General features: G+C 64.0%; 25 protein-coding genes. 15 read left to right on the forward strand and 10 right to left on the reverse strand.

Annotated elements, in window-relative coordinates; all coding sequences use genetic code 11:
* Positions 1–115 precede the first annotated feature (115 nt).
* Positions 116–892 carry an enoyl-CoA hydratase gene (locus WS68_RS15505; RefSeq protein WP_059571654.1) on the reverse strand — a complete coding sequence of 259 codons (777 nt, stop codon included), beginning with the start codon at positions 890–892 and terminating at the stop codon, positions 116–118.
* Between the two features lie 129 nt (positions 893–1,021).
* On the opposite strand from WS68_RS15505, the gene paaN reads away from it, so the two are divergent.
* The 4 genes from paaN (at position 1,022) to paaK (ending at position 5,419) form a co-directional block, all read left to right on the forward strand.
* Positions 1,022–2,728 carry a phenylacetic acid degradation protein PaaN gene (paaN, locus tag WS68_RS15510; protein WP_059571655.1) on the forward strand — a complete coding sequence of 569 codons (1,707 nt, stop codon included), beginning with the start codon at positions 1,022–1,024 and terminating at the stop codon, positions 2,726–2,728.
* Positions 2,729–2,825: 97 nt separating this feature from the next.
* A complete protein-coding gene (gene paaG / locus WS68_RS15515) occupies positions 2,826–3,617 on the forward strand; it encodes a 2-(1,2-epoxy-1,2-dihydrophenyl)acetyl-CoA isomerase PaaG (protein ID WP_059571656.1) in 792 nt (263 codons plus the stop codon).
* A 67-nt stretch (positions 3,618–3,684) separates the two neighbouring features.
* The gene (paaI, locus tag WS68_RS15520; RefSeq protein ID WP_082710080.1) at positions 3,685–4,077 is read left to right on the forward strand and encodes a hydroxyphenylacetyl-CoA thioesterase PaaI; all 393 of its coding nucleotides are present in this window, start codon (positions 3,685–3,687) and stop codon (positions 4,075–4,077) included.
* A 43-nt stretch (positions 4,078–4,120) separates the two neighbouring features.
* On the forward strand, positions 4,121–5,419 hold the full coding sequence (gene paaK / locus WS68_RS15525) for a phenylacetate--CoA ligase PaaK (RefSeq protein WP_059571658.1): 1,299 nt from the start codon (positions 4,121–4,123) through the stop codon (positions 5,417–5,419).
* Between the two features lie 261 nt (positions 5,420–5,680).
* Here paaK and mltA read toward each other — a convergent pair whose 3' ends face one another.
* Positions 5,681–6,796 carry a murein transglycosylase A gene (gene mltA, locus WS68_RS15530; protein ID WP_059571659.1) on the reverse strand — a complete coding sequence of 372 codons (1,116 nt, stop codon included), beginning with the start codon at positions 6,794–6,796 and terminating at the stop codon, positions 5,681–5,683.
* 28 nt (positions 6,797–6,824) lie between these two features.
* Between mltA and WS68_RS28970 the strand changes: the two genes are divergently transcribed.
* The gene (locus WS68_RS28970; protein ID WP_231753033.1) at positions 6,825–6,968 is read left to right on the forward strand and encodes a hypothetical protein; all 144 of its coding nucleotides are present in this window, start codon (positions 6,825–6,827) and stop codon (positions 6,966–6,968) included.
* A 58-nt stretch (positions 6,969–7,026) separates the two neighbouring features.
* Here the strand turns inward: WS68_RS28970 and apaG are convergent, their stop codons facing one another.
* Positions 7,027–7,401, reverse strand: coding sequence for a Co2+/Mg2+ efflux protein ApaG (apaG, locus tag WS68_RS15535; protein WP_059571712.1), 375 nt, complete (start codon positions 7,399–7,401; stop codon positions 7,027–7,029).
* Between apaG and WS68_RS29380 the strand changes: the two genes are divergently transcribed.
* The 4 genes from WS68_RS29380 to trpE all read left to right on the forward strand — a co-directional run bounded on the left by WS68_RS29380 (position 7,327) and on the right by trpE (position 10,853).
* A complete protein-coding gene (locus tag WS68_RS29380; RefSeq protein WP_082710081.1) occupies positions 7,327–7,530 on the forward strand; it encodes a hypothetical protein in 204 nt (67 codons plus the stop codon). The genes apaG and WS68_RS29380 overlap by 75 nt on opposite strands.
* Before the next feature lie 52 nt (positions 7,531–7,582).
* Positions 7,583–8,269, forward strand: a complete 687-nt coding sequence (gene rpe / locus WS68_RS15540; RefSeq protein WP_059571660.1) for a ribulose-phosphate 3-epimerase — start codon at positions 7,583–7,585, stop codon at positions 8,267–8,269.
* An 11-nt stretch (positions 8,270–8,280) separates the two neighbouring features.
* Positions 8,281–8,994, forward strand: a complete 714-nt coding sequence (locus WS68_RS15545; RefSeq protein WP_156429525.1) for a phosphoglycolate phosphatase — start codon at positions 8,281–8,283, stop codon at positions 8,992–8,994.
* Positions 8,995–9,359: 365 nt separating this feature from the next.
* Positions 9,360–10,853, forward strand: a complete 1,494-nt coding sequence (gene trpE, locus WS68_RS15550) for an anthranilate synthase component I (protein WP_059571662.1) — start codon at positions 9,360–9,362, stop codon at positions 10,851–10,853.
* Between the two features lie 20 nt (positions 10,854–10,873).
* Here trpE and WS68_RS15555 read toward each other — a convergent pair whose 3' ends face one another.
* The 3 genes from WS68_RS15555 to WS68_RS15565 are packed head-to-tail and all read right to left on the reverse strand — an operon-like array spanning position 10,874 to position 13,774.
* Complete coding sequence (locus WS68_RS15555) at positions 10,874–11,692, reverse strand: class I SAM-dependent methyltransferase (protein ID WP_059571663.1); 819 nt, start codon at positions 11,690–11,692, stop codon at positions 10,874–10,876.
* The gene (locus WS68_RS15560; protein ID WP_059571664.1) at positions 11,689–12,855 is read right to left on the reverse strand and encodes a cysteine desulfurase family protein; all 1,167 of its coding nucleotides are present in this window, start codon (positions 12,853–12,855) and stop codon (positions 11,689–11,691) included. The genes WS68_RS15555 and WS68_RS15560 overlap by 4 nt, the downstream gene beginning before the upstream one ends.
* Positions 12,856–12,871: 16 nt before the next feature.
* Entirely contained in the window at positions 12,872–13,774 is a 903-nt protein-coding gene (locus tag WS68_RS15565; protein WP_059571665.1) for an LPD16 domain-containing protein, read from the reverse strand.
* A gap of 436 nt (positions 13,775–14,210) precedes the next feature.
* On the opposite strand from WS68_RS15565, the gene WS68_RS15570 reads away from it, so the two are divergent.
* The 5 genes from WS68_RS15570 to WS68_RS15590 all read left to right on the forward strand — a co-directional run bounded on the left by WS68_RS15570 (position 14,211) and on the right by WS68_RS15590 (position 18,241).
* Entirely contained in the window at positions 14,211–14,801 is a 591-nt protein-coding gene (locus WS68_RS15570) for an aminodeoxychorismate/anthranilate synthase component II (RefSeq protein WP_059520679.1), read from the forward strand.
* Positions 14,802–14,819: 18 nt separating this feature from the next.
* On the forward strand, positions 14,820–15,851 hold the full coding sequence (gene trpD, locus WS68_RS15575) for an anthranilate phosphoribosyltransferase (protein WP_059571666.1): 1,032 nt from the start codon (positions 14,820–14,822) through the stop codon (positions 15,849–15,851).
* Positions 15,852–15,922: 71 nt separating this feature from the next.
* The gene (trpC, locus tag WS68_RS15580; RefSeq protein ID WP_059571667.1) at positions 15,923–16,708 is read left to right on the forward strand and encodes an indole-3-glycerol phosphate synthase TrpC; all 786 of its coding nucleotides are present in this window, start codon (positions 15,923–15,925) and stop codon (positions 16,706–16,708) included.
* An 18-nt stretch (positions 16,709–16,726) separates the two neighbouring features.
* Positions 16,727–17,368 (forward strand): CYTH domain-containing protein, encoded by a 642-nt coding sequence (locus tag WS68_RS15585; RefSeq protein WP_059571668.1) that lies wholly within the window; start codon positions 16,727–16,729, stop codon positions 17,366–17,368.
* Between the two features lie 57 nt (positions 17,369–17,425).
* A complete protein-coding gene (locus WS68_RS15590; RefSeq protein ID WP_059571669.1) occupies positions 17,426–18,241 on the forward strand; it encodes a uracil-DNA glycosylase in 816 nt (271 codons plus the stop codon).
* 246 nt (positions 18,242–18,487) lie between these two features.
* Here WS68_RS15590 and WS68_RS15595 read toward each other — a convergent pair whose 3' ends face one another.
* The 4 genes from WS68_RS15595 to WS68_RS15610 form a co-directional block, all read right to left on the reverse strand.
* Complete coding sequence (locus WS68_RS15595) at positions 18,488–19,084, reverse strand: FMN-dependent NADH-azoreductase (RefSeq protein ID WP_059571670.1); 597 nt, start codon at positions 19,082–19,084, stop codon at positions 18,488–18,490.
* 300 nt (positions 19,085–19,384) lie between these two features.
* Positions 19,385–21,190 (reverse strand): M61 family metallopeptidase, encoded by a 1,806-nt coding sequence (locus WS68_RS15600; RefSeq protein WP_059571671.1) that lies wholly within the window; start codon positions 21,188–21,190, stop codon positions 19,385–19,387.
* Between the two features lie 120 nt (positions 21,191–21,310).
* Positions 21,311–22,036, reverse strand: a complete 726-nt coding sequence (locus WS68_RS15605) for a DsbC family protein (protein ID WP_059571672.1) — start codon at positions 22,034–22,036, stop codon at positions 21,311–21,313.
* 112 nt (positions 22,037–22,148) lie between these two features.
* Positions 22,149–23,330 (reverse strand): UbiH/UbiF family hydroxylase, encoded by a 1,182-nt coding sequence (locus WS68_RS15610; RefSeq protein ID WP_059571673.1) that lies wholly within the window; start codon positions 23,328–23,330, stop codon positions 22,149–22,151.
* 235 nt (positions 23,331–23,565) lie between these two features.
* Between WS68_RS15610 and WS68_RS29275 the strand changes: the two genes are divergently transcribed.
* The gene (locus tag WS68_RS29275) at positions 23,566–23,691 is read left to right on the forward strand and encodes a hypothetical protein (protein ID WP_082710082.1); all 126 of its coding nucleotides are present in this window, start codon (positions 23,566–23,568) and stop codon (positions 23,689–23,691) included.
* Positions 23,692–23,813: the final 122 nt, after the last annotated feature.

Consider the following 23,813-nt stretch of genomic DNA (forward strand, 5'->3'; position numbering starts at 1 on the left):
GCCTCGTTTCCGTTTCCGTGAAAGAGGCGTGATTCTAGTCAGCCCGCGCCCTTCGCGCAACCCCATATCGAAAAAAATTTCGTCGGCGGCTTTATGCACGCCGATATCCATGCAATCAACGATGCTTGAACGCCGGCTTGCGCTTTTCAACGAATGCGGCCATTCCTTCCTTCTGATCTTCGGTGGCAAACAGCGAATGGAATAAGCGTCGCTCGAAATGCACACCCTCGGCCAACGTCGTCTCGTAAGCTCGATTAACTGCTTCCTTCACCATCATCACGGCCGGCAGCGAAAACTCAGCAATCGTCGCGGCAGCGGCAATCGACTCATCAAGCAACTTGTCAGCGGGCAGGATCCGCGAAACCAACCCAGCGCGCTCCGCCTCCTCCGCATCCATGAAACGCGCGGTCAGACACATGTCCATCGCCTTCGCCTTCGATACCGCACGCGTCAGACGTTGCGTGCCGCCCGCCCCTGGCATCACGCCAAGCTTGATTTCCGGCTGGCCGAATTTCGCCGTGTCCGCTGCGAAAATGATGTCGCACATCATTGCCAACTCACAGCCGCCGCCCAGCGCAAATCCCGCGACAGCCGCGATGATCGGCTTGCGGATCTGCCGCACGGTCTCCCAGTTGCGCGTGATGTAATCGCCTTTGTATGCATCCATGTACGAGTACTTGGCCATCATGCCGATATCGGCGCCAGCAGCAAACGCCTTCTCACTGCCGGTGATGACGATCGCACCGATACCTTCATCAGCATCGAACGCCTTCAATGCCGCGCCCAGTTCGTCCATCAACGCATCATTCAGCGCGTTCAACGCCTTCGGGCGATTCAGCGTAATCAGCCCGACCCGGCCGCGCGTCTGCGTCAGGATATTTTCGTAAGCCATCTATTCCTCCTCGATCAAGGCAGCGCGAAACATCGCGCACACGCAAATAATTTGATGCTACCATTCATCGACCAACCGGTCGGTTAATTAATCGACATCGATCACTTCATCGCACATTAGGCTGCCGTCATGACACACTCCTTGTTCACAAAGCACGAAGCCACGCTGAAGCAAGCCCTTTCCGCGATCGAAACGCGCGGCTATTGGAGCCCGTTTGCCGAAATGCCGAGCCCCAAAGTGTACGGGGAAAGCGCGAACGCAGACGGTGAAGCCGCCTTCAAAACGCAGCTCAATCAGCCGTTCACACTCGACCAGCCCGCGTCGGGCGGCACGGTTGGCGCCGAGCAATCGCCATACGGCTTCGCACTCGGCATCCGATACCCGAAATCATCCCCCGACGAATTGATCGCCGCAGCCGCAAACGCGCAACCTGCGTGGCGCGCCGCCGGCCCGAGCGCCTGGGCAGGTGTCTGCCTCGAAATCCTTGCCCGCCTGAATCGCGCGAGTTTCGAAATCGCATACAGCGTGATGCATACCACCGGCCAAGCATTCATGATGGCGTTCCAGGCAGGTGGGCCGCACGCGCAGGACCGCGCACTCGAAGCCGTCGCCTACGCGTGGCAGGAACTGCAGCGCATTCCTGCCGATACGTACTGGGAAAAGCCGCAAGGCAAGAATCCGCCGCTTGCGATGCACAAGCGTTATATGGTCGTGCCCCGCGGCACGGGCCTTGTGCTCGGCTGCTCGACGTTCCCCACGTGGAACGGCTATCCCGGCATGTTCGCCGACCTCGCCACCGGCAACACGGTGATCGTCAAGCCACACCCCGGCGCAATCCTGCCGCTCGCAATCACCGTACGCATTGCGCGCGATACGCTACGCGACGCGGGCTTCGACCCGAATGTGGTCACGCTGCTCGCAACCGAAGGCGACGACGGCGCTCTCGTTCAAGCGCTCGCGCTGCGCCCCGAAATCAAATTGATCGACTTCACGGGCAGCACGCCGAACGGCAACTGGCTTGAACGAAACGCTCATCAAGCGCAGGTGTATACCGAGAAAGCGGGCGTCAATCAGATCGTGATCGATTCCGTTGACGATCTGAAAGCCGCCGCCAGGAACATCGCGTTCTCGCTGTCGCTCTACTCGGGCCAGATGTGTACTGCGCCACAAAATATCTACGTACCTCGCGACGGCATTCGCACTGCGGACGGGCACATCGGTTTCGACGAAGTCGCGCGGGCGATTGCCGATGCCGTGAAGAAGCTGACCGGCGATCCGGAACGTGCGGTCGAACTCATCGGCGCGCTCCAGAACGAAGGGGTCGCGACGCGCATCGACGCAGCGCGCAAGCTCGGCCCAGTGCTCATCGACAGTCAAGCACTCGTTCACCCGGCATTCGACACCGCCCGCGTGCGCACACCGCTGGTGTTACAGCTCGACGCAGCAGACCATGCGAAGTTCACGCAGGAATGGTTCGGCCCGATCTCGTTCGTCATCGCGACCGATTCGACTGCGCAATCGCTTGACCTCGCTGGTTCGATCGCAGCCGAACACGGCGCGCTCACGCTTTCCGTCTATAGCACGGATGACGCTGTCGTCGATGCGGCGCATGAAGCCGCCGTGCGCGGCGGCGTCGCGCTGTCGATCAACTTGACGAGCGGCGTGTTCGTCAACCAGTCCGCGGCTTTCTCGGATTTCCACGGGACCGGCGCCAATCCGGCCGCGAACGCATCGCTGTCCGACGCCGCATTTGTCGCGAATCGCTTTCGTGTCGTGCAAAGTCGACACCATATTGCGCCCAAGGCCGCTCCCGCGGAAGCCGGCCAAACGGCATAGCCCGTTCGGCCAGGCTGTCTATCACGCCGTCGTTCGCTACGATGCATGAATCCCCGAGGAGCCGTGCAAGCCTATCTCGACTGACAGGAGACATTCGATGTCCTATCAAGCGATTCGTGTCGAAATCGATCAGGCCGCACACGTTGCGACGATCGAACTCAATCGGCCCGACAAGCTCAATAGCTTTACGCGTGCGATGCATGGCGAACTCCAATCGGCATTAAACGATGTGCAAGCCGCGAACGCGCGCGCGTTGATTCTCACCGGCGCGGGACGCGGCTTCTGCGCTGGCCAGGATCTCGCCGACCTCGATTCCTCGCCCGACTCGGTAACCGATCTCGGCGCGCTGATCGAAGCGCAATTCAATCCGCTGATCCGCCGGCTACAGGCGCTGCCGCTGCCCGTCATCGCGGCCGTCAACGGCACTGCTGCGGGTGCGGGAGCCAATCTCGCATTGGCGTGCGACCTTGTGATCGCGGCTCAATCGAGCAGCTTCATCCAGTCGTTCGTGAAGATCGGCCTCGTTCCCGACTCGGGCGGTACGTGGTTTCTGCCGCAACGCATCGGCTTTGCGCGTGCGCTCGGCCTCGCGCTGACAGGTGAAAAACTCTCTGCCGAGCAGGCGCAGCGCTGGGGACTCATCTGGCGCGTCGTCGACGATGGCGAACTCATCGACACGGCCACCCAGCTTGCCCGTCAACTTGCCCAACAGCCGACGCGCGCCATTGCCGCCATCAAGCAGGCAATGCGCGCGGGCATGACCAACACGCTCGACCAGCAGCTCGACCTCGAACGAGACCTGCAACGCGAGCTTGGGCAATCGCACGACTATTCGGAAGGTGTCCGGGCATTCATCGAAAAGCGCGCGCCCCGATTCGAGGGGCGCTGAGATGCCCGAGTATTCCGCAACCGGCGCGCTGCCGGCCGAAGCGCTCGCCGAAACCGTCGCCCAGGCGATGTATGCCGCCGACACCTGCAGCCGGGCGCTCGGCATCGAACTGCTCGAGGTACGGCCCGGCTATGCGCGCATGCGCATGCCCGTTAGACCTGACTTTCTGAACGGCCACCAGATCTGCCATGGAGGGCTCATCTTCACGCTGGCGGACTCGGCGTTCGCGTTCGCATGTAATTCATACAACGTCAATACGGTAGCAGCCGGTTGTTCGATCGAATTCCTGCGGCCGGCAGCGGCAGGCGACACGCTTACCGCGGAAGCGAGAGAGCAGGCATTGAATGGGCGGCATGGCATCTATGACATTCAGGTAACGAATCAGGCCGGTGAAATTGTCGCAATGTTCCGCGGTAAATCAGCCCGAATTGCGGGAACCGTCGTCCCGCGAGATCGATAGCCTCGTTTTACGCGAACGGCCTATAAAAATATCGGAGACAACCATGCCCCCATCGCTTCCGCTAGAACCCATCGAACAAGCGAGCCGGGACGAATTGCTCGCACTTCAGCTCGAACGGCTCAAATGGTCGCTCGCGCATGCATACGAGCATTCGCCCGTCTACCGTCGCAAATTCGACGCGGCGGGGGTTCATCCGAACGATTTGAAAACGCTCGCCGATTTATCCCACTTCCCGTTTACGGCCAAGCAAGACTTGCGCGACAACTATCCGTTCGGCATGTTCGCCGTGCCACCCGAGCGGATCTCGCGCATTCACGCATCGTCGGGCATGACAGGCAAGCCGACCGTGGTCGGCTACACGGCGCGCGACATCGACACGTGGGCCGGCGTCGTCGCGCGGTCTATCCGCGCGGCAGGCGCGCGGCCCGGCGACAAGGTCCATGTCAGTTACGGCTACGGTCTCTTCACAGGCGGCCTCGGCGCGCACTACGGCGCGGAGCGCGCCGGGCTCACCGTCATCCCGTTCGGCGGCGGCCAGACGGAAAAACAGGTGCAGCTCATTCAGGATTTCCGGCCCGATATCATCATGGTGACGCCGAGCTACATGCTGTCGATCGTCGATGAGATGGAGCGGCAGCATCTCGATCCTGCCCAGTGCTCGCTGCGCATTGGCATCTTTGGTGCGGAACCATGGACCAACGATATGCGGCAGGCGATCGAGCGCCGGGTTGGAATCGACGCCGTCGACATTTATGGGCTGTCTGAAGTGATCGGTCCGGGCGTCGCGTCGGAATGCGTCGAAACGAAGGACGGCCCGACGATCTGGGAAGATCATTTCTATCCGGAGATCATCGATCCGGATACCGGCGAAGCGCTGCCTGATGGTGAATTCGGCGAGCTGGTGTTTACTTCGCTCACCAAGGAGGCAATGCCGATCATTCGTTACCGCACGCGTGATCTGACGCGGCTATTGCCAGGCACAGCGCGCACGATGCGACGGATGGACAAAATTACCGGCCGTTGCGATGACATGATGATCGTGCGCGGCGTCAATGTGTTTCCGACTCAGCTCGAAGAACAGCTATTCAAGCAGCACGTATTTGCGCCGCACTATCAGATCGTGCTGACAAAGGACGGGCCGCTCGACGTGCTGACGCTCAATATCGAGCCCAATTCGGACATTTCGCCAGACGCGGCCGCGATCGAAGCGGGCCGCCGGGCGCTTGCACATGACATCAAGGCGATGGTCGGCGTGACGGCGATCATCGACGTGCTGCCTGTCGGCGGTATCGAGCGCTCCGTGGGTAAAGCACGCCGAATCGTCGACAAGCGTCGGCCGTGAAGCGAGATTCGTCTTTTTGACGAACCGCGAACCGCGAACCGCGAACCGCGAACCGCGAACCGCGAACGCAAAAAATAATGGAGTATTGGACGCATGAGTCAATAACCGCCGGCTCGCGCCGGCAACGCACGCCATCACGCATCGCATCCAATCAGGCAAACCAACCGGCCCCGGCCGGACGAAACCTCACGCGAAAAACGAGTCGCGTGCCTCTGCCCGCCCAGCCGGCGGGCCGCTCGCGCCAGCCCCCAACGTCATCGCTTACGAATTCGGGAAAAGCAGCCACATCCGGCCGACCTGCTTCATCCGCCCAGCCTGATCGCCCGCGTCGTCGCCGAGCCCCCAAAAATAGTCGGCACGCACGCCGCCCTTGATCGCGGTTCCCGTATCCTGCGCGAACACGAGCCGGTTGAGCGGTGCGTTCGTCATCGGCCGCGTCGTCTGCAGGAATACCGGCGTGCCGAGCGGAATCGACGACGGATCGACCGCGATCGACCGCTCAGGCGTGAGCGGCACGCCAAGCGCGCCGACCGGACCGTCCGCGCCGCCTTGCGGAACGGCTTCCTGCGACGGCATTTCACGGAAAAACACGAAGCGCGGATTGGTGTCGAGCAGCGCATCGACCCTGGCCGGATTCGCGCGCGCCCACGCCTTGATCCCCTGCATCGTCGCCTGTCCGGCGCTGAGTTCGCCACGATCGAGCAGCCATTTGCCGATCGAGCGGTACGGCTGATTGTTCGTGCCGCCATAGCCGACGCGCATCACTGTGCCGTCGTCGAGCACGACCCGCCCAGAACCCTGCACTTGCAGGAAAAACGCTTCGATCGGATCGTCGACCCACACGAGTTCGTTGCCATTCAGTACGCCGGAGCGCATGAGCTGCGCGCGCGCTGGCAGCGGCGCGCCCGCCCGGTAGCCGGCGGGCCAGCGATAGAGCGCGTACTGGTACGCGCCGCGCCTCACCCGCGAGCCGCGCAGCAGCGGCTCGTAGTAGCCGGTCACGAGACCGTCGAGCGTGCCGTCGTTATTCGCGAACTGGAACGGCGTGAAATACGTCTCGAAGAACGTGCGTGCGCTGCCGACGTCGAGATCGTCGAGCCGCGCGGCCGCGGCGCACGCACGCCGCCAGTTCGGCTGGCGCTCGAGACGCACGCAATTTTGCCGCAGCGCGATCGTCGCGCCGACCAGGCTGTCGTCCTGCCAGCCCGGCACCTGCTGCCATGCCACCGGCGTCAGCCGAGCGGCGGCGATCTGCCCCGGCACGATCGCGGCGCCTGTCGGCGGCTTCGTGCGCACCGGCGAGCCGCCGCATGCGGCCAGAAGCACGGCGGCCACCGCAGCAGCAGCCCACCCGGCAAACCGCCGGCTAAAACTCATACAATGTCTGTTGTTGATGGAAACTGCCATGTCCGATCTGCTCGACCAATACCCAATGCTCATCTTCGCGCTGGAATCTTTGCTGGCGCTCGCGCTACTCGTCTTCATCGTCTTCTGGACGACCTCGGGCAAAAAGAAATCGTCCAACCAGCCCGACAAGCCCCAGCGCTGAACGCGCCCCCTCCCGACATTCATCCTGCCGCTAGCCGGCGCGGCCGCCGCGGCACGCTTCAATGCAGCGTACGCGGCATATGCAGCGCAAACTCTTCGACAGGCGCCTCGAAACGCTCGCCGTCCTCCGCGACACAAAAGTACGCGCCGCGCATCGTACCCACCGGCGTCGCGATCACGGCCCAACTCGTATACTCGAACTGCTCGCCCGGCTGCAAAAGCGGCTGATGGCCGACTACGCCGAGCCCCTTGACCTCCTGCACGTCATTCTCGCTGTCCGTAATGATCCAGTGCCGCGCAATCAGCTGCGCGGCGACCTGCCCGGTATTCCGTATCGTCAGCGTGTACGCGAATGCGTATTGACGGCGCTCGGGGTCGGATTGTTCCGGCAAATAGCACGTCTTCACCGACACGCTGAATTGGTACTGGCTCATGATGGTCTCGTCAGGGTCGCCGCACGCGTCCGGCGCGGGCTTGCGCACGCGCCGCCGTCGCCGCATTGGTCGGCATTCTGCTTGATGAGGCTCTGGCCCGCAACCGGGCGGCACGCGCATGGGCGGTAAAATGGCGTCTTTCGTCGCATCGCGGCGCTCCCCACGCACGCTCCTGAAAGCCATGACGCAATTTCGCATCGCCCCCAGCATCCTGTCAGCCGACTTCGCGCGGCTCGGCGAAGAAGTCCGCAACGTGATCGCCGCCGGCGCAGACTGGATCCATTTCGACGTGATGGACAACCATTATGTGCCGAACCTGACGATCGGCCCGCTCGTTTGCGAAGCGATCCGCCCGCACGTGCAGGCGCCGATCGACGTGCATCTGATGGTTCGGCCGGTCGACCGGATCGTGCCGGATTTCACGAAGGCGGGCGCGAACGTGATCAGCTTTCACCCGGAGGCGTCGGACCATATCGATCGCACGCTCGGCCTGATCCGCGACCACGGCTGCAAGGCGGGCCTCGTGTTCAATCCGGCGACGCCGCTCAATTACCTCGATCACGTGATGGATCGCGTGGATCTCGTGCTGATCATGTCGGTGAACCCTGGCTTCGGCGGCCAATCGTTCATTCCGCACGCGCTCGAGAAGCTGCGCGAAGCGCGCGCGCGGATCGACGCATATACCGAGCGCACCGGCCGCGAGATCCATCTCGAGATCGACGGCGGCGTGAAGGTGGACAACATCGCCGAGATTGCCGCGGCAGGCGCGGACACGTTCGTCGCGGGCTCGGCGATCTTCGGCAAGCCTGACTATCGGCAGGTCATCGGCGAGATGCGCGACGCGCTCGCCGCCGTCAAGCGCGCGTGACGGCGATGGCAATGCTCCCTCGCCTTGCCGCCGCGCCGCGGATCGACGCGGCGCTGATCGATCTCGACGGCACGATGGTCGACACTGCTGACGATTTCACGGCCAGCTTGAATGCAATGCTTGCCCGCCTCGGCGCGCCGGCGGCAACGCGCGACGAAGTGATGCACTACGTCGGCAAAGGCTCGGAGAACCTGATCCAGCGCGTCCTGGCGCCGCGCTTTGCGCAGCCCGAGGCGCAAGCGCGCTTCGCCGAGGCGCTTGCGCTCTATCAGGACGAGTACGCGAAGATCAACGGCCGCCACACGCGGCTTTATCCGGATGTCGCCGCAGGCTTGCAAGCGATGCACGATGCGGGCCTGAAACTCGCGTGCGTGACGAACAAGCCGCACCGCTTCGCGGCTGAGCTGCTCGCGCAATATCGGCTGGTCGGCTATTTTTCAGCGGTGCTCGGCGGCGACAGCCTGCCGCGCAAAAAGCCCGACCCGGCGCCGATGCTCGCCGCGTGCGATGCGCTCGGCGTCGCGCCGCATGCGGCGGTCGCGATCGGCGACTCGGAAAACGACGCGCTCGCCGGCCGCGCGGCCGGCATGGCGACGCTGACCGTACCGTATGGCTACAACCATGGCAAAGCTATACAAATGATCGAATCGGATGGTATAGTCGATTCACTTCTGGCCGCCGCGCAAGCAATTGCCGCACACAATTCGGCCAGTTCAGCCGTTTGATCATTTTTCTTCCATCCGCATGTTTCTGAACAAAAAACGGAGTCTGAGCAGCATCGACCGGGGAGCCTGGCCCTGGCGTCGCTGGTCGCGCTAACCTCAATGAGGTACGCTGAAGCTCGTCTTCAGCCCCGTTTTTTGTTTCGCTGCGCACCAAGCGCCCCGATCGTCGTCCAACCCGTTGGCTCACCGCATTCGAATGCTTGCCGTTCGTGCGTAGGGCCGATGCACGGCGTGCGATCGCCGGGCCCTCATCCACCGGTTCGTCCTCCGCTCGTCGACGATCCCAAGAGACAGTGCCCGGGTCACGCGCAGCCCTACCCGATTCCCGGCGCGCCGCGCCGATCGTCCCGACGAAGGACCGGAACATGACTGAACTCGAATTTCAATCGCTCGCCAACGCCGGCTACAACCGCATTCCGCTGATCGCCGAAGCGCTCGCCGACCTTGAAACGCCGTTATCGCTATACCTGAAGCTCGCGCAGCCCGAACGCGGCGGCGCGAACTCGTTCCTGCTGGAATCCGTCGTCGGCGGCGAGCGCTTCGGACGCTATTCGTTCATCGGTCTGCCCGCCCGCACGCGGTTGCGCGTGAAAAACGGCATATCGGAAGTCGTGACGGACGGGCAAGTCGTCGAAACGAACGACGGCGATCCGTTCGCATTCATCGCGGCATTCCAGAGCCGCTTCAAAGTTGCGCAGCGCGCCGGCCTGCCACGCTTTTGCGGCGGCCTCGCAGGCTATTTCGGCTACGACGCGGTGCGCTATATCGAAAAGAAGCTCGCGCACACCGCACCGCACGACGATCTCGGCCTGCCCGACATCCAGTTGTTGCTGACCGAGGAAGTCGCCGTCATCGACAACCTCGCGGGCAAGCTCTACCTGATCGTCTATGCCGACCCGGCAACGCCCGAGGCGTACACGAAGGCAAAGCACCGGCTGCGCGAGCTGAAGCAGCGGCTGCGCGCGAGCGTCGAGCCGCCCGTCACGTCGGCGAGCGTGCGCACCGAGATCTACCGCGAGTTCAAGAAGGACGACTATCTCGCCGCGGTCCGGCGTGCGAAGGAATACATCGCGGAAGGCGAACTGATGCAGATCCAGGTGGGCCAGCGCCTGTCGAAGCCGTACCGCGACAATCCGTTGTCGCTGTACCGCGCGCTGCGCTCGCTGAATCCGTCGCCGTACATGTATTACTACAACTTCGGCGATTGCCATGTGGTCGGCGCGTCGCCGGAAATTCTCGTGCGCCAGGAAAAGCGCGGCGACGACGAAATCGTCACGATCCGCCCGCTCGCGGGCACGCGCGCCCGAGGCAACACGCCCGAGCGCGACGCCGAACTCGCGACCGAGTTGCTGAACGACCCGAAGGAAATCGCCGAGCATGTGATGCTGATCGATCTGGCGCGCAACGACATCGGCCGGATTGCGCAAATCGGCTCGGTTGCCGTCACCGACAAGATGGTGATCGAAAAGTATTCGCATGTGCAGCACATCGTCAGTTCGGTCGAGGGCAAGCTCAAACCCGGCATGACGAATTTCGACGTGCTGCGCGCGACATTCCCGGCCGGCACGCTGTCCGGCGCGCCGAAGGTGCGCGCGATGGAACTGATCGACCAGCTCGAGCCGGTGAAGCGCGGCCTCTATGGCGGCGCGGTCGGCTATCTGTCGTTCTCGGGCGAAATGGATCTCGCGATTGCGATCCGCACCGGCCTCATCCACAACGGCAATCTATACGTGCAGGCAGCGGCGGGCGTCGTCGCGGACTCGGTGCCCGAATCCGAATGGCAGGAAACCGAGAACAAGGCGCGCGCGGTACTGCGCGCGGCCGAGCAAGTGCAAGACGGCCTCGATTCCGATTTCTGACCGGAGATTGACCACGCGGCTCACAAGCGGTGTCCGATAAAGGCAGCGCGGGAAAGCCTGCCTTCGACCGACACCAGCCGGGTGGTCGCCAGGAAACGCTGCATGCGATCGAATGCCTCCTCGCCCTCGATCGCGACAAGTTGCGCGCGCCGCTTCTCGCGCGCAGCATGCCAGCGTTCGCTGAGTTTCACCACATTTGCCGTGAGATCGACTTGGTGCTCCAGTTTCAGCCCCGCTTCGGCGATCTGGCATTCATTCAAACCGACGGGCGTATATAGAAAATAACCTGGTGTACCACGCTCCACGACCTCGTCCTTGCTGACGATACCCGTAACCAACGTGGGGTCGGTATAGACGAACCGTCCGCCAGGTTTCAGCAGCCGCCGCCATTCGTTCAGCAGCGCCTGCCGATCGCGCAGATGAACGATCGAATCGACGCACAGCAACGCATCGAAGCTGCCATCCGGAAACGGCAGCGGCTGACGCACGTCGCAGTCGACGAACTGGCTGCGATCTTGCAGCCCCTGCTCCCGCGCAAGCCGTCGCGCAGTTTGCAGGCCGTCCGGCTGAATATCGACACCCGTGACCCGGCATCCGCTCTGCTTGGCAACGAATAGCGCCGGCCCGCCTGAGCCGCTGCAAACGTCGAGCAGATGGGAATTGGCGGACAGGCCCAGCCACTGCCCAAACGCACGGAAGTCATCGGCGGTCGACCAGTCGTTCTGCCCCAGATCCTCTCCATAAGTTTCCGAGCGTACCTCCTCGATTGCCTGGACCGTGAAGCCGCCAAATGCGCGTTCGTAGAAACCGGCGTGAAGATGGGTGGGCTCGTGGGTCATCTGCGGGGCCCCTGACGAAGAGCATTGATCTTGTGGACAAGATGCTCGAGCGCCGTATCCAGCGTGGCCTCGTCGAGATCATGCGCGAAGCAGAACCGAACGGATGCCCGGGCCTGCTCGCCGCTCAGGCCGATCGCGGTAAGCACGGGCGAAGGCAGCAGTTCCGCGGAATTGCAGGCCGAGCCCGACGAAATAGCGACCTGATGCATCCCGGATACCAGCGCCTCCGATGCGATGCCTTCGAAACGAACATTCACGACATATGGCGAGCTGCATGAGAGATCGGTGTTCAACACGGCATCCGATACACGTTGAAAGAGACGCTCGATGAAATAGTTCCGCAATGTCACGACTCTCGTGTGACGCTGGGCGAGCGAGGACTGCGCCATTTCGCACGCGAGACCGAATCCGGCAATGAGCGGGGTCGGCAGTGTCCCGCTACGCAGGCGGCTCTGGCCGCCACCGTAAATAAAGGGCCGCAGCTTTGAGGCCACGCGCGTATCGACGAAAAGTGCGCCGATGCCTTTGGGCCCCTGTATCTTGTGAGCGGAAATCGACAGCATGCCGATACCGGTTTCCTTGACATTCAGCCCAATCTTTCCCGCCGACTGAACCGCGTCTATATGCAGCCATGCGCCCGAACGGCGAGTGATCGACGCGATTTCGTCCACGGGCTGAATCGTGCCGAGTTCGGAGTTCACGTGACCGATGCTGACAATGCGTGTGTCGGCCGACAGTCGCGCCTCGACCTCCGACGGCTGCACGCGTCCGCTGGACGTGACGCGCAGGGTGTCGACCGCGAGCCCCCGGCGCCTCAGTTCCCGGCCGACGGACAATACGGATTTGTGATCGATCGGGCAAAGCAGCGCGCCGGCAGGCGCGCGTTCATCATGCTCGAAGCTCGAGAACAGCGCGATGTTGTTCGCCTCCGTCGCCCCCGACGTGAAGACGATCTCGTCAGCGCGCGCGCCGATCAGCAACGCGACTTGCCGGGCCGCGGTCTCGACCGCATGCTGCGCACGGCGCCCCATCGCATAGGCGGATGCGGGATTGCCGAACTCCCGCTCCATGTAAAACCGCACGATGTCGACCACTTCCGGCGAACATCGCGACGTGGCGCAGTGATCGAGATAGATCGCGTCACGGGAACTGTTGGCGTTCACGACATCGCTCCCCCGCTCAGGATGTAATGACCTCGACGTTGACAAGCTTCGAGAAGATTTCGTCCGGCTGCATCTCGCCGCTCCCGCCTGGATCCGCGATGATGACCTTCATGCCGGTCAGCCCGTATAGGGACAGTGCGACCGATACTCCCGTTTTGACGGGCTGAAAGCACTCGCCAGGAGCAAACATCAGGAGCAAGCGGTGCCCGCTCTTGTAAATCTCCGAGATCATCTCGGTGATCTCTCCCGCGCATCCGGTTACGCCGCAAGTAATGAGCGGTTTATAGTCGCCGTTCTCGTCGATGAGAGAAATTTCGGTTCCGGCATCTGGGCCGTCATCGAGCACGCGGCGGTCGAGACGCCCCGCCTTGACCAGCTTGTCGGCGCTTTTCTGGAAGCGGTATTTAAGCCAGGTTTCCGGAAAAGCGATCGGGTGCTTGCGGCTGGCAAGCACATTGTCCGCGGAAAATTTCCCGCTGCGCTCAAGAGCCGCACGATACGACGCCGGGAGCCTGTCGAACTGCTCATAAAAAACGCGCCGCAGCTCGGACGCGGGGCCGCTGGAAGTCGAAACGTATTGCCAGTCATTGATGAGCAGCAGGAATCGGATCGAGTCGAAGCGCTGCTCGAACGCTTGCGCAATACGAACGCCAAGTTCCCATGTATAGCCGGGAAATATGCCAACCCGCCGCGCAATCCTTTCGCGCATGGGCGATTCGTTTTCTTCGATTACGCCGGGTACGAGGCATCCCCGAGACTCGTCGAGGAAAAGCATGAAGTGCCCGGCCATGATAATGAGTTCCCGATTCGACGCAGCCGATATTTCCGTCTGGAGCAGGCCGAGCAGTTCCTCTTCGGATTGCACAAGGCGATGGTGATGGGAGTAGCTGGCGAGTCGGGGCTGGTCGAGAGCAGGCATAGCAGTTTTGCAGATATCCTTATGACTATATTGATAAAGTAGTCTCGCCTACTCCCCATCGGGTACCTATCAAGGTTGATAGGGAAACCGCGTTTCCGGTAGCGACTCCGCACGCTCGAGCATTGCGCATTTCGACGAACGAGGGCCGGCACCGCCCGCCGGATGCAAACCATTGCCCCCAATTCACCGCCAGGGCACGCGCGCCGCCGTTCCTTTTGTGCTGTTAGAATGCCGTTCATGCGACACAGCGCTCGATTCCCCTCCGTACTCCTCTTTTTTGGTTGGCGTTAAGCCTGCCAAGTTCTTTGCACGGCCCCGCAGCGGGCGGCCCCATTTCCAGTCTGGCGAATTGGGGCGAATTTTGGGGTGGGCATCCCTTGAACGCCCCTGAATCCCAATCGAAAAATTGAGTATTTTCAAAGAATTAGGAGGAATCATGCTGCTCATGATCGACAACTACGATTCGTTCACCTACAACCTGGTCCAGTACTTCGGCGAACTCGGCGAAGACGTGCGCACCTATCGCAACGACGAAATCACAACGGCCGAGATCGCGGCGCTCGCACCGGCCGCGATCTGCCTGTCGCCCGGCCCGAGCAACCCGCAGCACGCGGGCATCACGCTCGACGTGCTGCGCGAATTCGCCGGCAAGACGCCGATCCTCGGCGTGTGCCTCGGCCATCAGGCGATCGGCGAGGCGTTCGGCGGGCGCGTCGTGCGCGCGAAAACCATCATGCACGGCAAGGTCAGCCGGATCGAAACCGATGGGCGCGGCGTGTTCGCCGATCTACCGAAGCATTTCGACGTGACGCGCTACCACTCGCTCGCGATCGAGCGCGAATCGTTGCCCGATTGCCTCGAAATCTCCGCGTGGACCGACGACGGCGAAATCATGGGCGTGCGCCACAAGACGCTGCCGATCGAGGGCGTGCAGTTCCATCCGGAATCGATCCTGTCCGAGCACGGGCACGCGTTGCTCAAGAATTTCCTGAAGGAAACGCGGCAGGCGGCCGCTTATCCGGCATAACGACGGCAGCCCGACACCATGACCATCACCCCTCAGGAAGCGCTGCAGCGCACGATCGAGCACCGCGAGATCTTCCACGACGAGATGCTGCACCTGATGCGGCTCATCATGCGCGGCGACATGTCGCCCGTGATGGCGGCCGCGATCATCACCGGCCTGCGCGTGAAGAAGGAGACGATCGGCGAGATCGCCGCCGCCGCGACCGTGATGCGCGAGTTCGCGCACCATGTCGAGGTGCCTGACAACGCGCATTTCGTCGACATCGTCGGCACCGGCGGCGACGGCTCGCATACGTTCAATATCTCGACCGCGACGATGTTCGTCGCGGCGGCAGCGGGCGCGAAGGTCGCGAAGCATGGCAATCGCGGCGTGTCGAGTAAATCCGGCAGCGCTGACGTGCTGGAGGCGCTCGGCGTCAACATCGACCTGCCGCCCGAGCAGGTGGCCGCATCGATCGCCGAGACGGGCATGGGCTTCATGTTCGCGCCGAACCATCATCCGGCGATGAAGAACATCGCGCCGGTGCGCCGCGAACTCGGCGTGCGCACAATCTTCAACATCCTCGGGCCGCTCACCAATCCGGCCGGCGCGCCCAACCAGTTGATGGGCGTGTTCCATCCGGATCTCGTCGGCATCCAGGTGCGCGTGATGCAGCGGCTTGGCGCTTCGCACGTGCTCGTCGTCTACGGCAAGGACGGGATGGACGAGGTGTCGCTCGGCGCGGCGACGCTCGTCGGCGAACTCGTCGACGGCGACGTGCGAGAATACGAAATCCATCCGGAAGACTTCGGCCTGCAAATGGTGTCGAACCGCACGCTGAAGGTGGAAAACGCCGACGAATCGCGCGTGATGCTGCTCGGCGCGCTGGACAACAAACCGGGCGTCGCGCGCGAGATCGTCACGCTGAACGCGGGTACCGCGCTTTACGCAGCGAACGTCGTGGACTCGATCGCGCATGGCATCGAGCTTGCGCGCGACGCCATCGCAAGCGGGCGCGCGCGCGCGAAGGTTGACGAACTGGTGCGCTTCACGCAGCAGTTCAAGCGCTGAACGCCGGGTGCCGGCTGCGCGCCGGCGCGCATCGCCCCCGTCTGAACCGATTCAAATCAGCAGGAATACCGATGAGCGATATCCTCGACAAAATCATCGCGGTAAAACGCGAAGAAATCGCCGCCGCGCAAAAAAACACGCCGCTCGACGCGCTGAAGCAGCAAGCGTCGTCGCGCGACGCGCGCGACTTTGTCGGCGCGCTGCTCAAGCAGCATGCGGCGGGCCATGCGGCCGTCATCGCCGAGGTGAAGAAGGCGAGCCCGTCGAAAGGCGTGCTGCGCGAGCATTTCGTGCCCGCCGACATCGCCCGCTCGTATGAGCGGCACGGCGCTGCATGCCTGTCGGTGTTGACCGACGAGCAGTTTTTCCAAGGCAGCGCGCGTTACCTCGAACAAGCGCGCGCCGCGTGCAGTCTGCCCGTACTGCGCAAGGACTTCATCGTCGACGCCTACCAAGTGCTCGAAGCCCGCGCGATGGGCGCGGATGCGATCCTGCTGATCGCCGCCGCGCTCGACACGCCGCTGATGCAGGATCTCGAAGCCTATGCGCATTCGCTCGGCTTGGCGGTGCTCGTCGAAGTGCACAATCGCGACGAGCTGCGCGAGGCGCTCACGCTGAAGACCCCGCTCGTGGGCATCAACAACCGCAATCTGCGCACGTTCGAAACGACGATCGACACGACGATCGGAATGCTCGACGCGATCCCGGACGACCGGATCGTCGTGACCGAATCGGGCATCCTGTCGCGCGCGGACGTCGAGCGCATGGAGGCGGCAGGCGTGCACACGTTCCTCGTCGGCGAGGCGTTCATGCGTGCCGACGATCCGGGCGCGGCGCTCGCGCAGATGTTTTTCTAACCCGCGGCGTATTCGACGATGGCGATCGAACAGGAAATCAAACTCGCGCTGCCCTCCGCGCAGGCCGACGCGGCACGGCGCCTGCTCGATGCGCGCGCCGGCGCGCCCGGCCGTGACATCGCGCTCGCAAACATCTATTTCGATACGCCGTCGCTCGCGCTCGCACGCGCAAAAAGCGCGCTGCGGCTTAGGCGCGCGCCGCAAGGCTGGTTGCAGACGTTCAAAACGGCCGGCACCGCCGAAGGCGGGCTGCATCGCCGGCATGAATGGGAAATGCCCGTCGCGGGCGAGGCGCTCGACCTCGACGCGCTGATCGGCGCCTGTGACGTCGCCGCCGCCGCCGACGCGCTGCGCGCCGCCGCGCCCGAACTCGTCGCGCTCTTTCGCACCGATTTCTCGCGCACGCTCTGGCAAATCCCGCACGCGGGCGCGACGATCGAAGCCGCGCTCGATCGCGGCGAAATCGTCGCACAAGTCGGCAGCGATGCGCGGCGCGAGCCGATCTGCGAGATCGAACTCGAACTCGTCGACGGCGACGCATCGGCGCTCGTCGCGCTGGCCGACGAGCTGAGCGCCAAGTTGCCGGGCATCGCGCCGGACAACCTGAGCAAGGCGCAGCGCGGTTACCGGCTGCGCGGCGGCACGCCGCACGCCGGCTGACGCGCCCGCTGCACCCGCCTTCTCATGACTCAGCCCAAGCCCCCAACATCCCGCCCGATGCAACAGACTTCGCTGTTCGACGATCCGTCGCCCGAATCGCCCGCTTCCGCGCCCACTTCGTGCGCCGTTCCCGCAACGGCAAACGCCGCCGCCGTGCCGTCTCTCGCCGCGCAATTCGACGCGCTGCCGCCCGACTGGCGCGCGCTCGTCGAACCGTTCATCGCAAGCAGCGCGTACGAACCGCTTTGCCACTTCGTCGACGGCGAGCGCGCGGCGGGCAAGCCGGTTTATCCGACCGACGTGTTTCGCGCGCTGCGGCTTACGCGCCCGGACGACGTGAAAGTCGTGATCCTCGGCCAGGACCCGTATCACGGTGAAGATCACGGCACGCCGCAAGCGCACGGGCTCGCATTTTCAGTGCCGCCCGGCGTGAAGCCGCCGCCGTCGCTGCGCAACATCTTCAAGGAAATCTCGTCCGACTTCGGCTATGCGATCCCCCGTCACGGCTGTCTCGATTCATGGGCCCGGCAAGGCGTGCTGCTGCTCAATACGGTGCTGACCGTCGAGCGTTCGCGCGCCGCAAGCCATGCGAAGCGCGGCTGGGAACCCTGCACCGATACACTGATCCGCGAGCTTGCGAAGCGCGATCGGCATCTCGTTTTCATGCTATGGGGCGCACACGCGCAGGCCAAGCGCGCGCTCTTCGATGCGAGCGAGCATTGCGTGCTCGAAGCGCCGCATCCGTCGCCGCTGTCCGCGCATCGCGGGTTTCTCGGCTGCCGGCATTTCGCGCTCGCGAACGCGTACCTGGAACAACACGGCCGCGCGCCGATCGATTGGCGGCTGCCGGACGACGCTCAAACGCTCGCGTAATTTCCGCGCCAGCCGCGCCGGACAGAGTGCGTTGGGCTCGGCGGCGGCCTGGCGCTCCAACGCGCAAACGGCGGCAGACTCAAGCCGCTGCCCCGCATACAAAAAAGCGCTCGCGACGCTGGCCGGCCTCGTCTTCGCTCCCCGCTTGCGTCGATGAAATACAAACGCCGCTCTCCTTTTCCGGGCAAGCGGCGTTTTTACATCGGAACGAATCACTGAACGGACGCGTCGCGCCCGTGCACGGCGTCACGCGGCGGCAATCGCCTCGCGCGCCGTGGCCAGGCCCGCGCTCTGCGCATCCGGGCCCATGTTCAAGCCTTCCGCGAAGATAAATTGCACATCGGTCATGCCGAGGAAGCCGAGGAAGGTTTTCAGGTAAGGCGTTTGCGAATCGTTCGGCGTGCCGGCATATTTGCCGCCGCGCGCGGATACCACATACACCTTCTTGCCGGTGACCAGGCCTTCGGGCCCGTTCGCCGTGTAGCGGAACGTCACCCCGGCGCGCGCGATCCAGTCGAAGTAAGTCTTCAGTTGCGACGAGATACCGAAGTTGTACAACGGCGCGCCGATCACGATCACGTCGGCGGCTTGCAGTTCGGCGATCAGCGTATCGCTCTTCGCGACGATCGCGTTCTGCTCCGCGCTGCGCTTGTCGGCCGGAGTGAAGAATGCGCCGAGCACGGCGTCGTCGAGGTGCGGCAGCGGATCGGCCTGCAGGTTGCGCAGCGTCACTTGTGCGCCAGGATTCGATTGTTGCAGCTTTGCCGTCAGCTCATCGGCCAACAGCGTCGATTGCGCGCCTTGCGAGCGTGCGGCGGAATTGATTTGCAGAATGGTCGTCATGTCGAACTCCGATGAATTAGCGCACAAGCTGCGCGAGTGACGCCATTGTGCGTGGCCGCTTTGCATCGAAAAAGCTGAATTCCGGCGACGCATTGTTGCGACAGAGGAACAATCAAGCAGCCCCAATTTTTTATTCGTCGTGCTGCAGGTGCTTCCTTCCCTCAATCCAACGGCGCCGGCCCCTTCCTCTTTGGGCCGGTGGTTTCTAGCTTCTATCCAGAGCCATTGCGGCCGTCCGCGTTCGGCCGGCGGCCACCGCCACGCGCGCCGGCGTGATCCGCCGCCCCCCGGCTCAACCGATCAACCCGCCAACCAGCCCGCCAGCGCCCGGCGGTGCGCCGGCGACGCAGCTTGCGCAGCCAGCTTGTAACGCGCGATCTCCGGGCCGTCGAGCTTGAGTTTCGTCACACGCAGTTCATCGCGTCTGAATGCATGGACCTCGACCTTGTCGCCCGGCCGGTAGCGCGCGAGCAACGCATCGAGATTCGAGCCCGTCACGCGCAGCCCATCGATCGCCACGAGCACATCGCCCGCCGACAGCCCCGCGCGATGCGCGGCGCTGCCCTCGTGGACAGCCGCGAGCGTGCACTCCGCGCCGCCGCGCGTGCGCGCGCCAAGTGCAGGCTTAGGCGGCTGCGCGCCGTTTGCCCCGGTATCGGGCGTGAGCGTCACGCCAAACGGCTCGAACAGCTCGGCCAGCGGCAGATCGCGCGTGCCAGACACCGCATCGTCGAACAACCGTCCCAGATCGACGCCGGTGGCCTCGGCGATCAGCGCCTTCACATCGTCCTCGCCAACGCCGCGCGGCGCGCCGCCGCGATAGAAATCGCGCCCGAACCGCTGCCACAACGCGCGCATCACGTCATCGAGCGATTTGCGCTGACGGCTTTGCGCGCGAATCGCCAAATCGAACGCCAACGCGACGAGCGAGCCCTTCGTGTAATAGCTGACGATCGCATTCGACGCATTCTCGTCCTGCCGGTAATACTTGATCCATGCGTCGAACGAGCTTTCGGCGACGCTCTGCCTGAGCCGGCCGGCACCGCGCAGCACGCCGCCGATCGTGCGGCCGAGCGCGCCGAAGTAGTCGTCCTGAGAAATCAGGCCGCTGCGCACGAGCATCAGGTCGTCGTAATACGACGTGAACCCCTCGAAAAGCCACAGCAGCGACGTATAGTTTTCGCGCGACAAGTCATACGGCACGAACGCGGCCGGTTTGATCCGCTTGACGTTCCACGTATGGAAGTATTCGTGGCTGCACAGGCCGAGATAGGTCCGGTAGCCTTCCGTCGTGTCGGCGCGGCCCTTTACCGGCAGATCGGTGCGGCTGCAAATCAGCGCGGTCGACGCGCGGTGCTCGAGTCCGCCATAGCCGTCGCTCACCGCCTGCGTCATGAACACGTAGCGCTGCATCGGCGCGCGCTTCGTCTTCGGCTCGAACAGCGCGATCTGCGCTTCGCACACGCGCTTCAGATCCGCCGCGATCCGCTCGAGATCCAGGCCGATCACGCGGCCCGAAATCACGATGTCGTGCGGCACGCCATGCGCTTTGAACGAGGTCAGCGCGAATTCGCCGAGCGTGACCGGATGATCAACCAGTTCGTCGTAATTGTCCGCACGATACGTGCCGAAGCCGTAACGCTTGGTGCCGCGCGCCTCCGTCAGCGAAGTCGCGACGCGCCAGCGCCGGTACGCGCCGCCCGCCGGGCGCTCGATGGTCACCTCGCACGGCTCGCCCTCACGCCCGAGCGCGGCGACAAATACGCTGGTGCCGTTGAAGAAGCCGCCGCTGTCATCGAGATGCGCCGCACGCACCGACAGATCCCACGCATAGACGTCATAGCGCAGCGTGATCGGCCCGTGCGCGGGCGCGGCTTGCCACGTGTGCTTGTCGATCTTGTCGATCCGCAGCTTGCGCCCCGCGTCGTTGAACGCGCGCAGCGTCACGATATGGCGTGCGAATTCGCGCACCATGTAGCTGCCAGGAATCCACACGGGCAGCATGAAACGCTGGCCGGCCGGATCGGGATCGGCGAGCGTGAGCGTGACTTCGAACAAATGGGCAGCGGGATCTTTCGGAACGATCGTGTAGCGAATGGGCTTCATCGTCGGAGTCGGTCGGGGCAGTCGGAAACGGATATGAAAAGAGGCGCCGGCTTGCCGCCGACGCCTCCGCTGCAGCGAAGAATCTGCGTCACGCCGCTCGGTGACGCACGTGACGCCGCGTCACTTCACGCCGGCAAGCGCCTGATTCAGCTCGTCGGCGGACACGGCACCCGGCAGACGCGTGCCGTCGGCGAGAAACACGGTCGGCGTGCCCGTCACGTTCATCCCGCGTCCGAGCGCGAGGTTCTTGTCGAGCGCGGCCGTATCGCACGTTGCGGCGGCGGGTGCGCGATGCTCGAGCATCCACGCCTGCCATGCCTTCGCGCGGTCGCTCGCGCACCAGATCGACTTCGATTTCACCGTCGAATCCGGCGACAGCACCGGATACAGGAACGTGTAGACCGTCACGTTGTCGATCGACTGCAGCGTCGTCTCGAATTTCTTGCAATACGGGCAATTCGGATCGGAAAACACCGCGATCTTGCGCGCGCCATTGCCCTTGACGACCTTGATCGCATTCGCAAGCGGCAGGCTCGCGAAATCGATCTTGTTGATCTCGGCCATGCGCGCGGCCGTGAGATTCTTGTGCGTCTTCGTGTCGATGAGTTCGCCGAGCAGCACGTAGTCGCCCGTCGCGTCGCTATAGATGATTTGCGAGCCGAGATTGACCTCGTACAGCCCCGCAACCGGCGATTTCGTCACGCTCTTGACCGGCGCATCGGCGCCGAAGCGCGACTGCAGCGCGGCCTTCAGCTTATCGGTGGTCTGGTCTGCCTGCGCGGTACAGCCAAGCGTCGCCGCCGCAACGGCGAGCGCCAGCGAGGCGATGCGAATCGTTTTTTTCATGCTGGATATTCCTTCAGAACATGCGTCGTGCGTCGCCACAGTGTACGACGGCAGCGACGCAGTGTCGGACCGCCACGCCGCGCGAAGGTTCGCCCGGCCGCATATCGCCCGCTCAACCGAGCGCCGATGCGACCAGCCAGCGCTTGACGAGCGGCTGCGCGCCGACGAGCGCCATGCCCGTGTTGCGCACGACGCGCGCGAGCGTGCCGGGCAGCGCGAAGAGCCGCTGCAAGCCGTCGGTGGCGATCATCAGCGCGCGGATGTCCTCGCGGCGCGCGCGCTCGTAGCGGCGCAGCAGCACGGTATCACCGAGGCCGCGGAACGCTTCGCGCTGCGTGATCGTGTCGACAAGTGCCGCGACGTCGCGCAGGCCCAGATTCATCCCCTGGCCGGCGAGCGGGTGGATCAGATGCGCGGCATCGCCGACGAGCGCGACGCGCGGCGCGATCAGCCGCTCGAGCGTCTGCAGCGCGAGCGGGAAGCCTTGCGCGGGCGTCACGCAGTCAAGCGCGCCGAGCTGGCCGGACGTGACGCGCTCGACTTCGGCCACCAGGCGCGCGGGATCGAGTGCGAGCAGCGCGTCGGCATGCGCGGTATGCGCGGACCAGACGAGCGACACATGACCGTCCGGCAGCGGCAGCAGCGCGATGATCTCGCCGTCGCGGAACCACTGATACGCGGTCTCGCGATGCGGCTGCGACGCCTTGAAGTTCGCGACCACGCCGGTTTGCCGGTAATCGCGCCGTTCGACCTTCGAGCCGATCTGCGCGCGCACCCACGAATGCGCGCCATCGGCGCCGACTACGAGATCCGCCGCGATCACCTCGCCGCTCGACAGCGTGAGCACCGCCTCGTCCGGCTTCACGTCGAAGCCCTGCGCGCGCGCATCGAGCCACGTGAGGTTGGGCTGGAAGCGTAGCGCGGCATCGAGCGCGGCATCGATCAGCGACGATTCGCCGATCCACGCGAGTTGCGGCACCGACGCCTGGAACGCGGAGAAATGCAGCTCGGCGTGCGCATCGCCGTAGACGCGCATGTCGTAGACGGGCGCGAGCCGGCTATGGTCGAGCGCCTGCCAGACGCGCAGCCGCTCGAGGAGCGCCTGCGAACTCGCCGACAATGCGTAGATGCGCGCATCGAACGCGCCATCGGCGGGACGCGGCGCGGCCGGCCGCGCGAGCAGCGCCGTCTTGTGGCCCGCCTGCGTCAGCGCGAGCGCGGCGGTCTTGCCGACGAGGCCGCCGCCGACGACAGCGACGTCGAAGGTCTGATGGTAGACAGTCATGGCGCGCATTATAGCCGGGCCTGCCGCACCGGCTCGCGCGCCGGTTTGCGCTCCGTCAGGCTCCCGCGAACTCGCGCGCGCGATCCGTCGATTACCGGCCGATGCTGATGTAACCGGCGCGCGTGGCGCAGCCGGCGCAGCCAGGCCGCCGCATTACGCGCCGCACGTTTTCTTACAAACGCACACCGCCTGTCATACGGCCGGCCGCTACAGTGAACCGGCGTTATCCCGATAGGAGATGTCGATGAAACGGATCGCCGCATTCGCCGCGCTCGCGCTCGCGCTGGGCAGCCTGCTCGGCGGTTGCATCGTGGTGCCGGACGGCGGATACCACCATCACCGCGACTATTACTACGACCGCTACCGATAGGCGTGCCGCGCGGCGCGAGCCGCCGGCGCGCCGGCCGCGCTCAGCGCTTTAAGTATTCCCCCCCACTGAACGGCCCCCTGATCCGGCCTGCCGCGTGCTATCGTTTCTATGACGGCGCGTGG

Source organism: Burkholderia sp. TSV86, assembly GCF_001522865.1.
Classification (GTDB): domain Bacteria; phylum Pseudomonadota; class Gammaproteobacteria; order Burkholderiales; family Burkholderiaceae; genus Burkholderia.

Coding starts and splice junctions, on each gene's coding strand:
- mltA (WP_059571659.1), bottom strand. CDS start 6,796: ATGAGTTTTAGCCGGCGGTTTGCCGGGTGGGCTGCTGCTGCGGTGGCC.
- WS68_RS15595 (WP_059571670.1), bottom strand. CDS start 19,084: ATGACGACCATTCTGCAAATCAATTCCGCCGCACGCTCGCAAGGCGCG.
- WS68_RS28970 (WP_231753033.1), top strand. CDS start 6,825: ATGTCCGATCTGCTCGACCAATACCCAATGCTCATCTTCGCGCTGGAA.
- paaI (WP_082710080.1), top strand. CDS start 3,685: ATGTATGCCGCCGACACCTGCAGCCGGGCGCTCGGCATCGAACTGCTC.
- WS68_RS15505 (WP_059571654.1), bottom strand. CDS start 892: ATGGCTTACGAAAATATCCTGACGCAGACGCGCGGCCGGGTCGGGCTG.
- WS68_RS15545 (WP_156429525.1), top strand. CDS start 8,281: ATGCTCCCTCGCCTTGCCGCCGCGCCGCGGATCGACGCGGCGCTGATC.
- WS68_RS15610 (WP_059571673.1), bottom strand. CDS start 23,330: ATGCGCGCCATGACTGTCTACCATCAGACCTTCGACGTCGCTGTCGTC.
- WS68_RS29275 (WP_082710082.1), top strand. CDS start 23,566: ATGAAACGGATCGCCGCATTCGCCGCGCTCGCGCTCGCGCTGGGCAGC.
- paaG (WP_059571656.1), top strand. CDS start 2,826: ATGTCCTATCAAGCGATTCGTGTCGAAATCGATCAGGCCGCACACGTT.
- WS68_RS15585 (WP_059571668.1), top strand. CDS start 16,727: ATGGCGATCGAACAGGAAATCAAACTCGCGCTGCCCTCCGCGCAGGCC.
- paaK (WP_059571658.1), top strand. CDS start 4,121: ATGCCCCCATCGCTTCCGCTAGAACCCATCGAACAAGCGAGCCGGGAC.
- WS68_RS15555 (WP_059571663.1), bottom strand. CDS start 11,692: ATGACCCACGAGCCCACCCATCTTCACGCCGGTTTCTACGAACGCGCA.
- WS68_RS15565 (WP_059571665.1), bottom strand. CDS start 13,774: ATGCCTGCTCTCGACCAGCCCCGACTCGCCAGCTACTCCCATCACCAT.
- trpD (WP_059571666.1), top strand. CDS start 14,820: ATGACCATCACCCCTCAGGAAGCGCTGCAGCGCACGATCGAGCACCGC.
- trpC (WP_059571667.1), top strand. CDS start 15,923: ATGAGCGATATCCTCGACAAAATCATCGCGGTAAAACGCGAAGAAATC.
- rpe (WP_059571660.1), top strand. CDS start 7,583: ATGACGCAATTTCGCATCGCCCCCAGCATCCTGTCAGCCGACTTCGCG.
- WS68_RS15605 (WP_059571672.1), bottom strand. CDS start 22,036: ATGAAAAAAACGATTCGCATCGCCTCGCTGGCGCTCGCCGTTGCGGCG.
- WS68_RS15590 (WP_059571669.1), top strand. CDS start 17,426: ATGCAACAGACTTCGCTGTTCGACGATCCGTCGCCCGAATCGCCCGCT.
- trpE (WP_059571662.1), top strand. CDS start 9,360: ATGACTGAACTCGAATTTCAATCGCTCGCCAACGCCGGCTACAACCGC.
- WS68_RS15600 (WP_059571671.1), bottom strand. CDS start 21,190: ATGAAGCCCATTCGCTACACGATCGTTCCGAAAGATCCCGCTGCCCAT.
- apaG (WP_059571712.1), bottom strand. CDS start 7,401: ATGAGCCAGTACCAATTCAGCGTGTCGGTGAAGACGTGCTATTTGCCG.
- WS68_RS15570 (WP_059520679.1), top strand. CDS start 14,211: ATGCTGCTCATGATCGACAACTACGATTCGTTCACCTACAACCTGGTC.
- paaN (WP_059571655.1), top strand. CDS start 1,022: ATGACACACTCCTTGTTCACAAAGCACGAAGCCACGCTGAAGCAAGCC.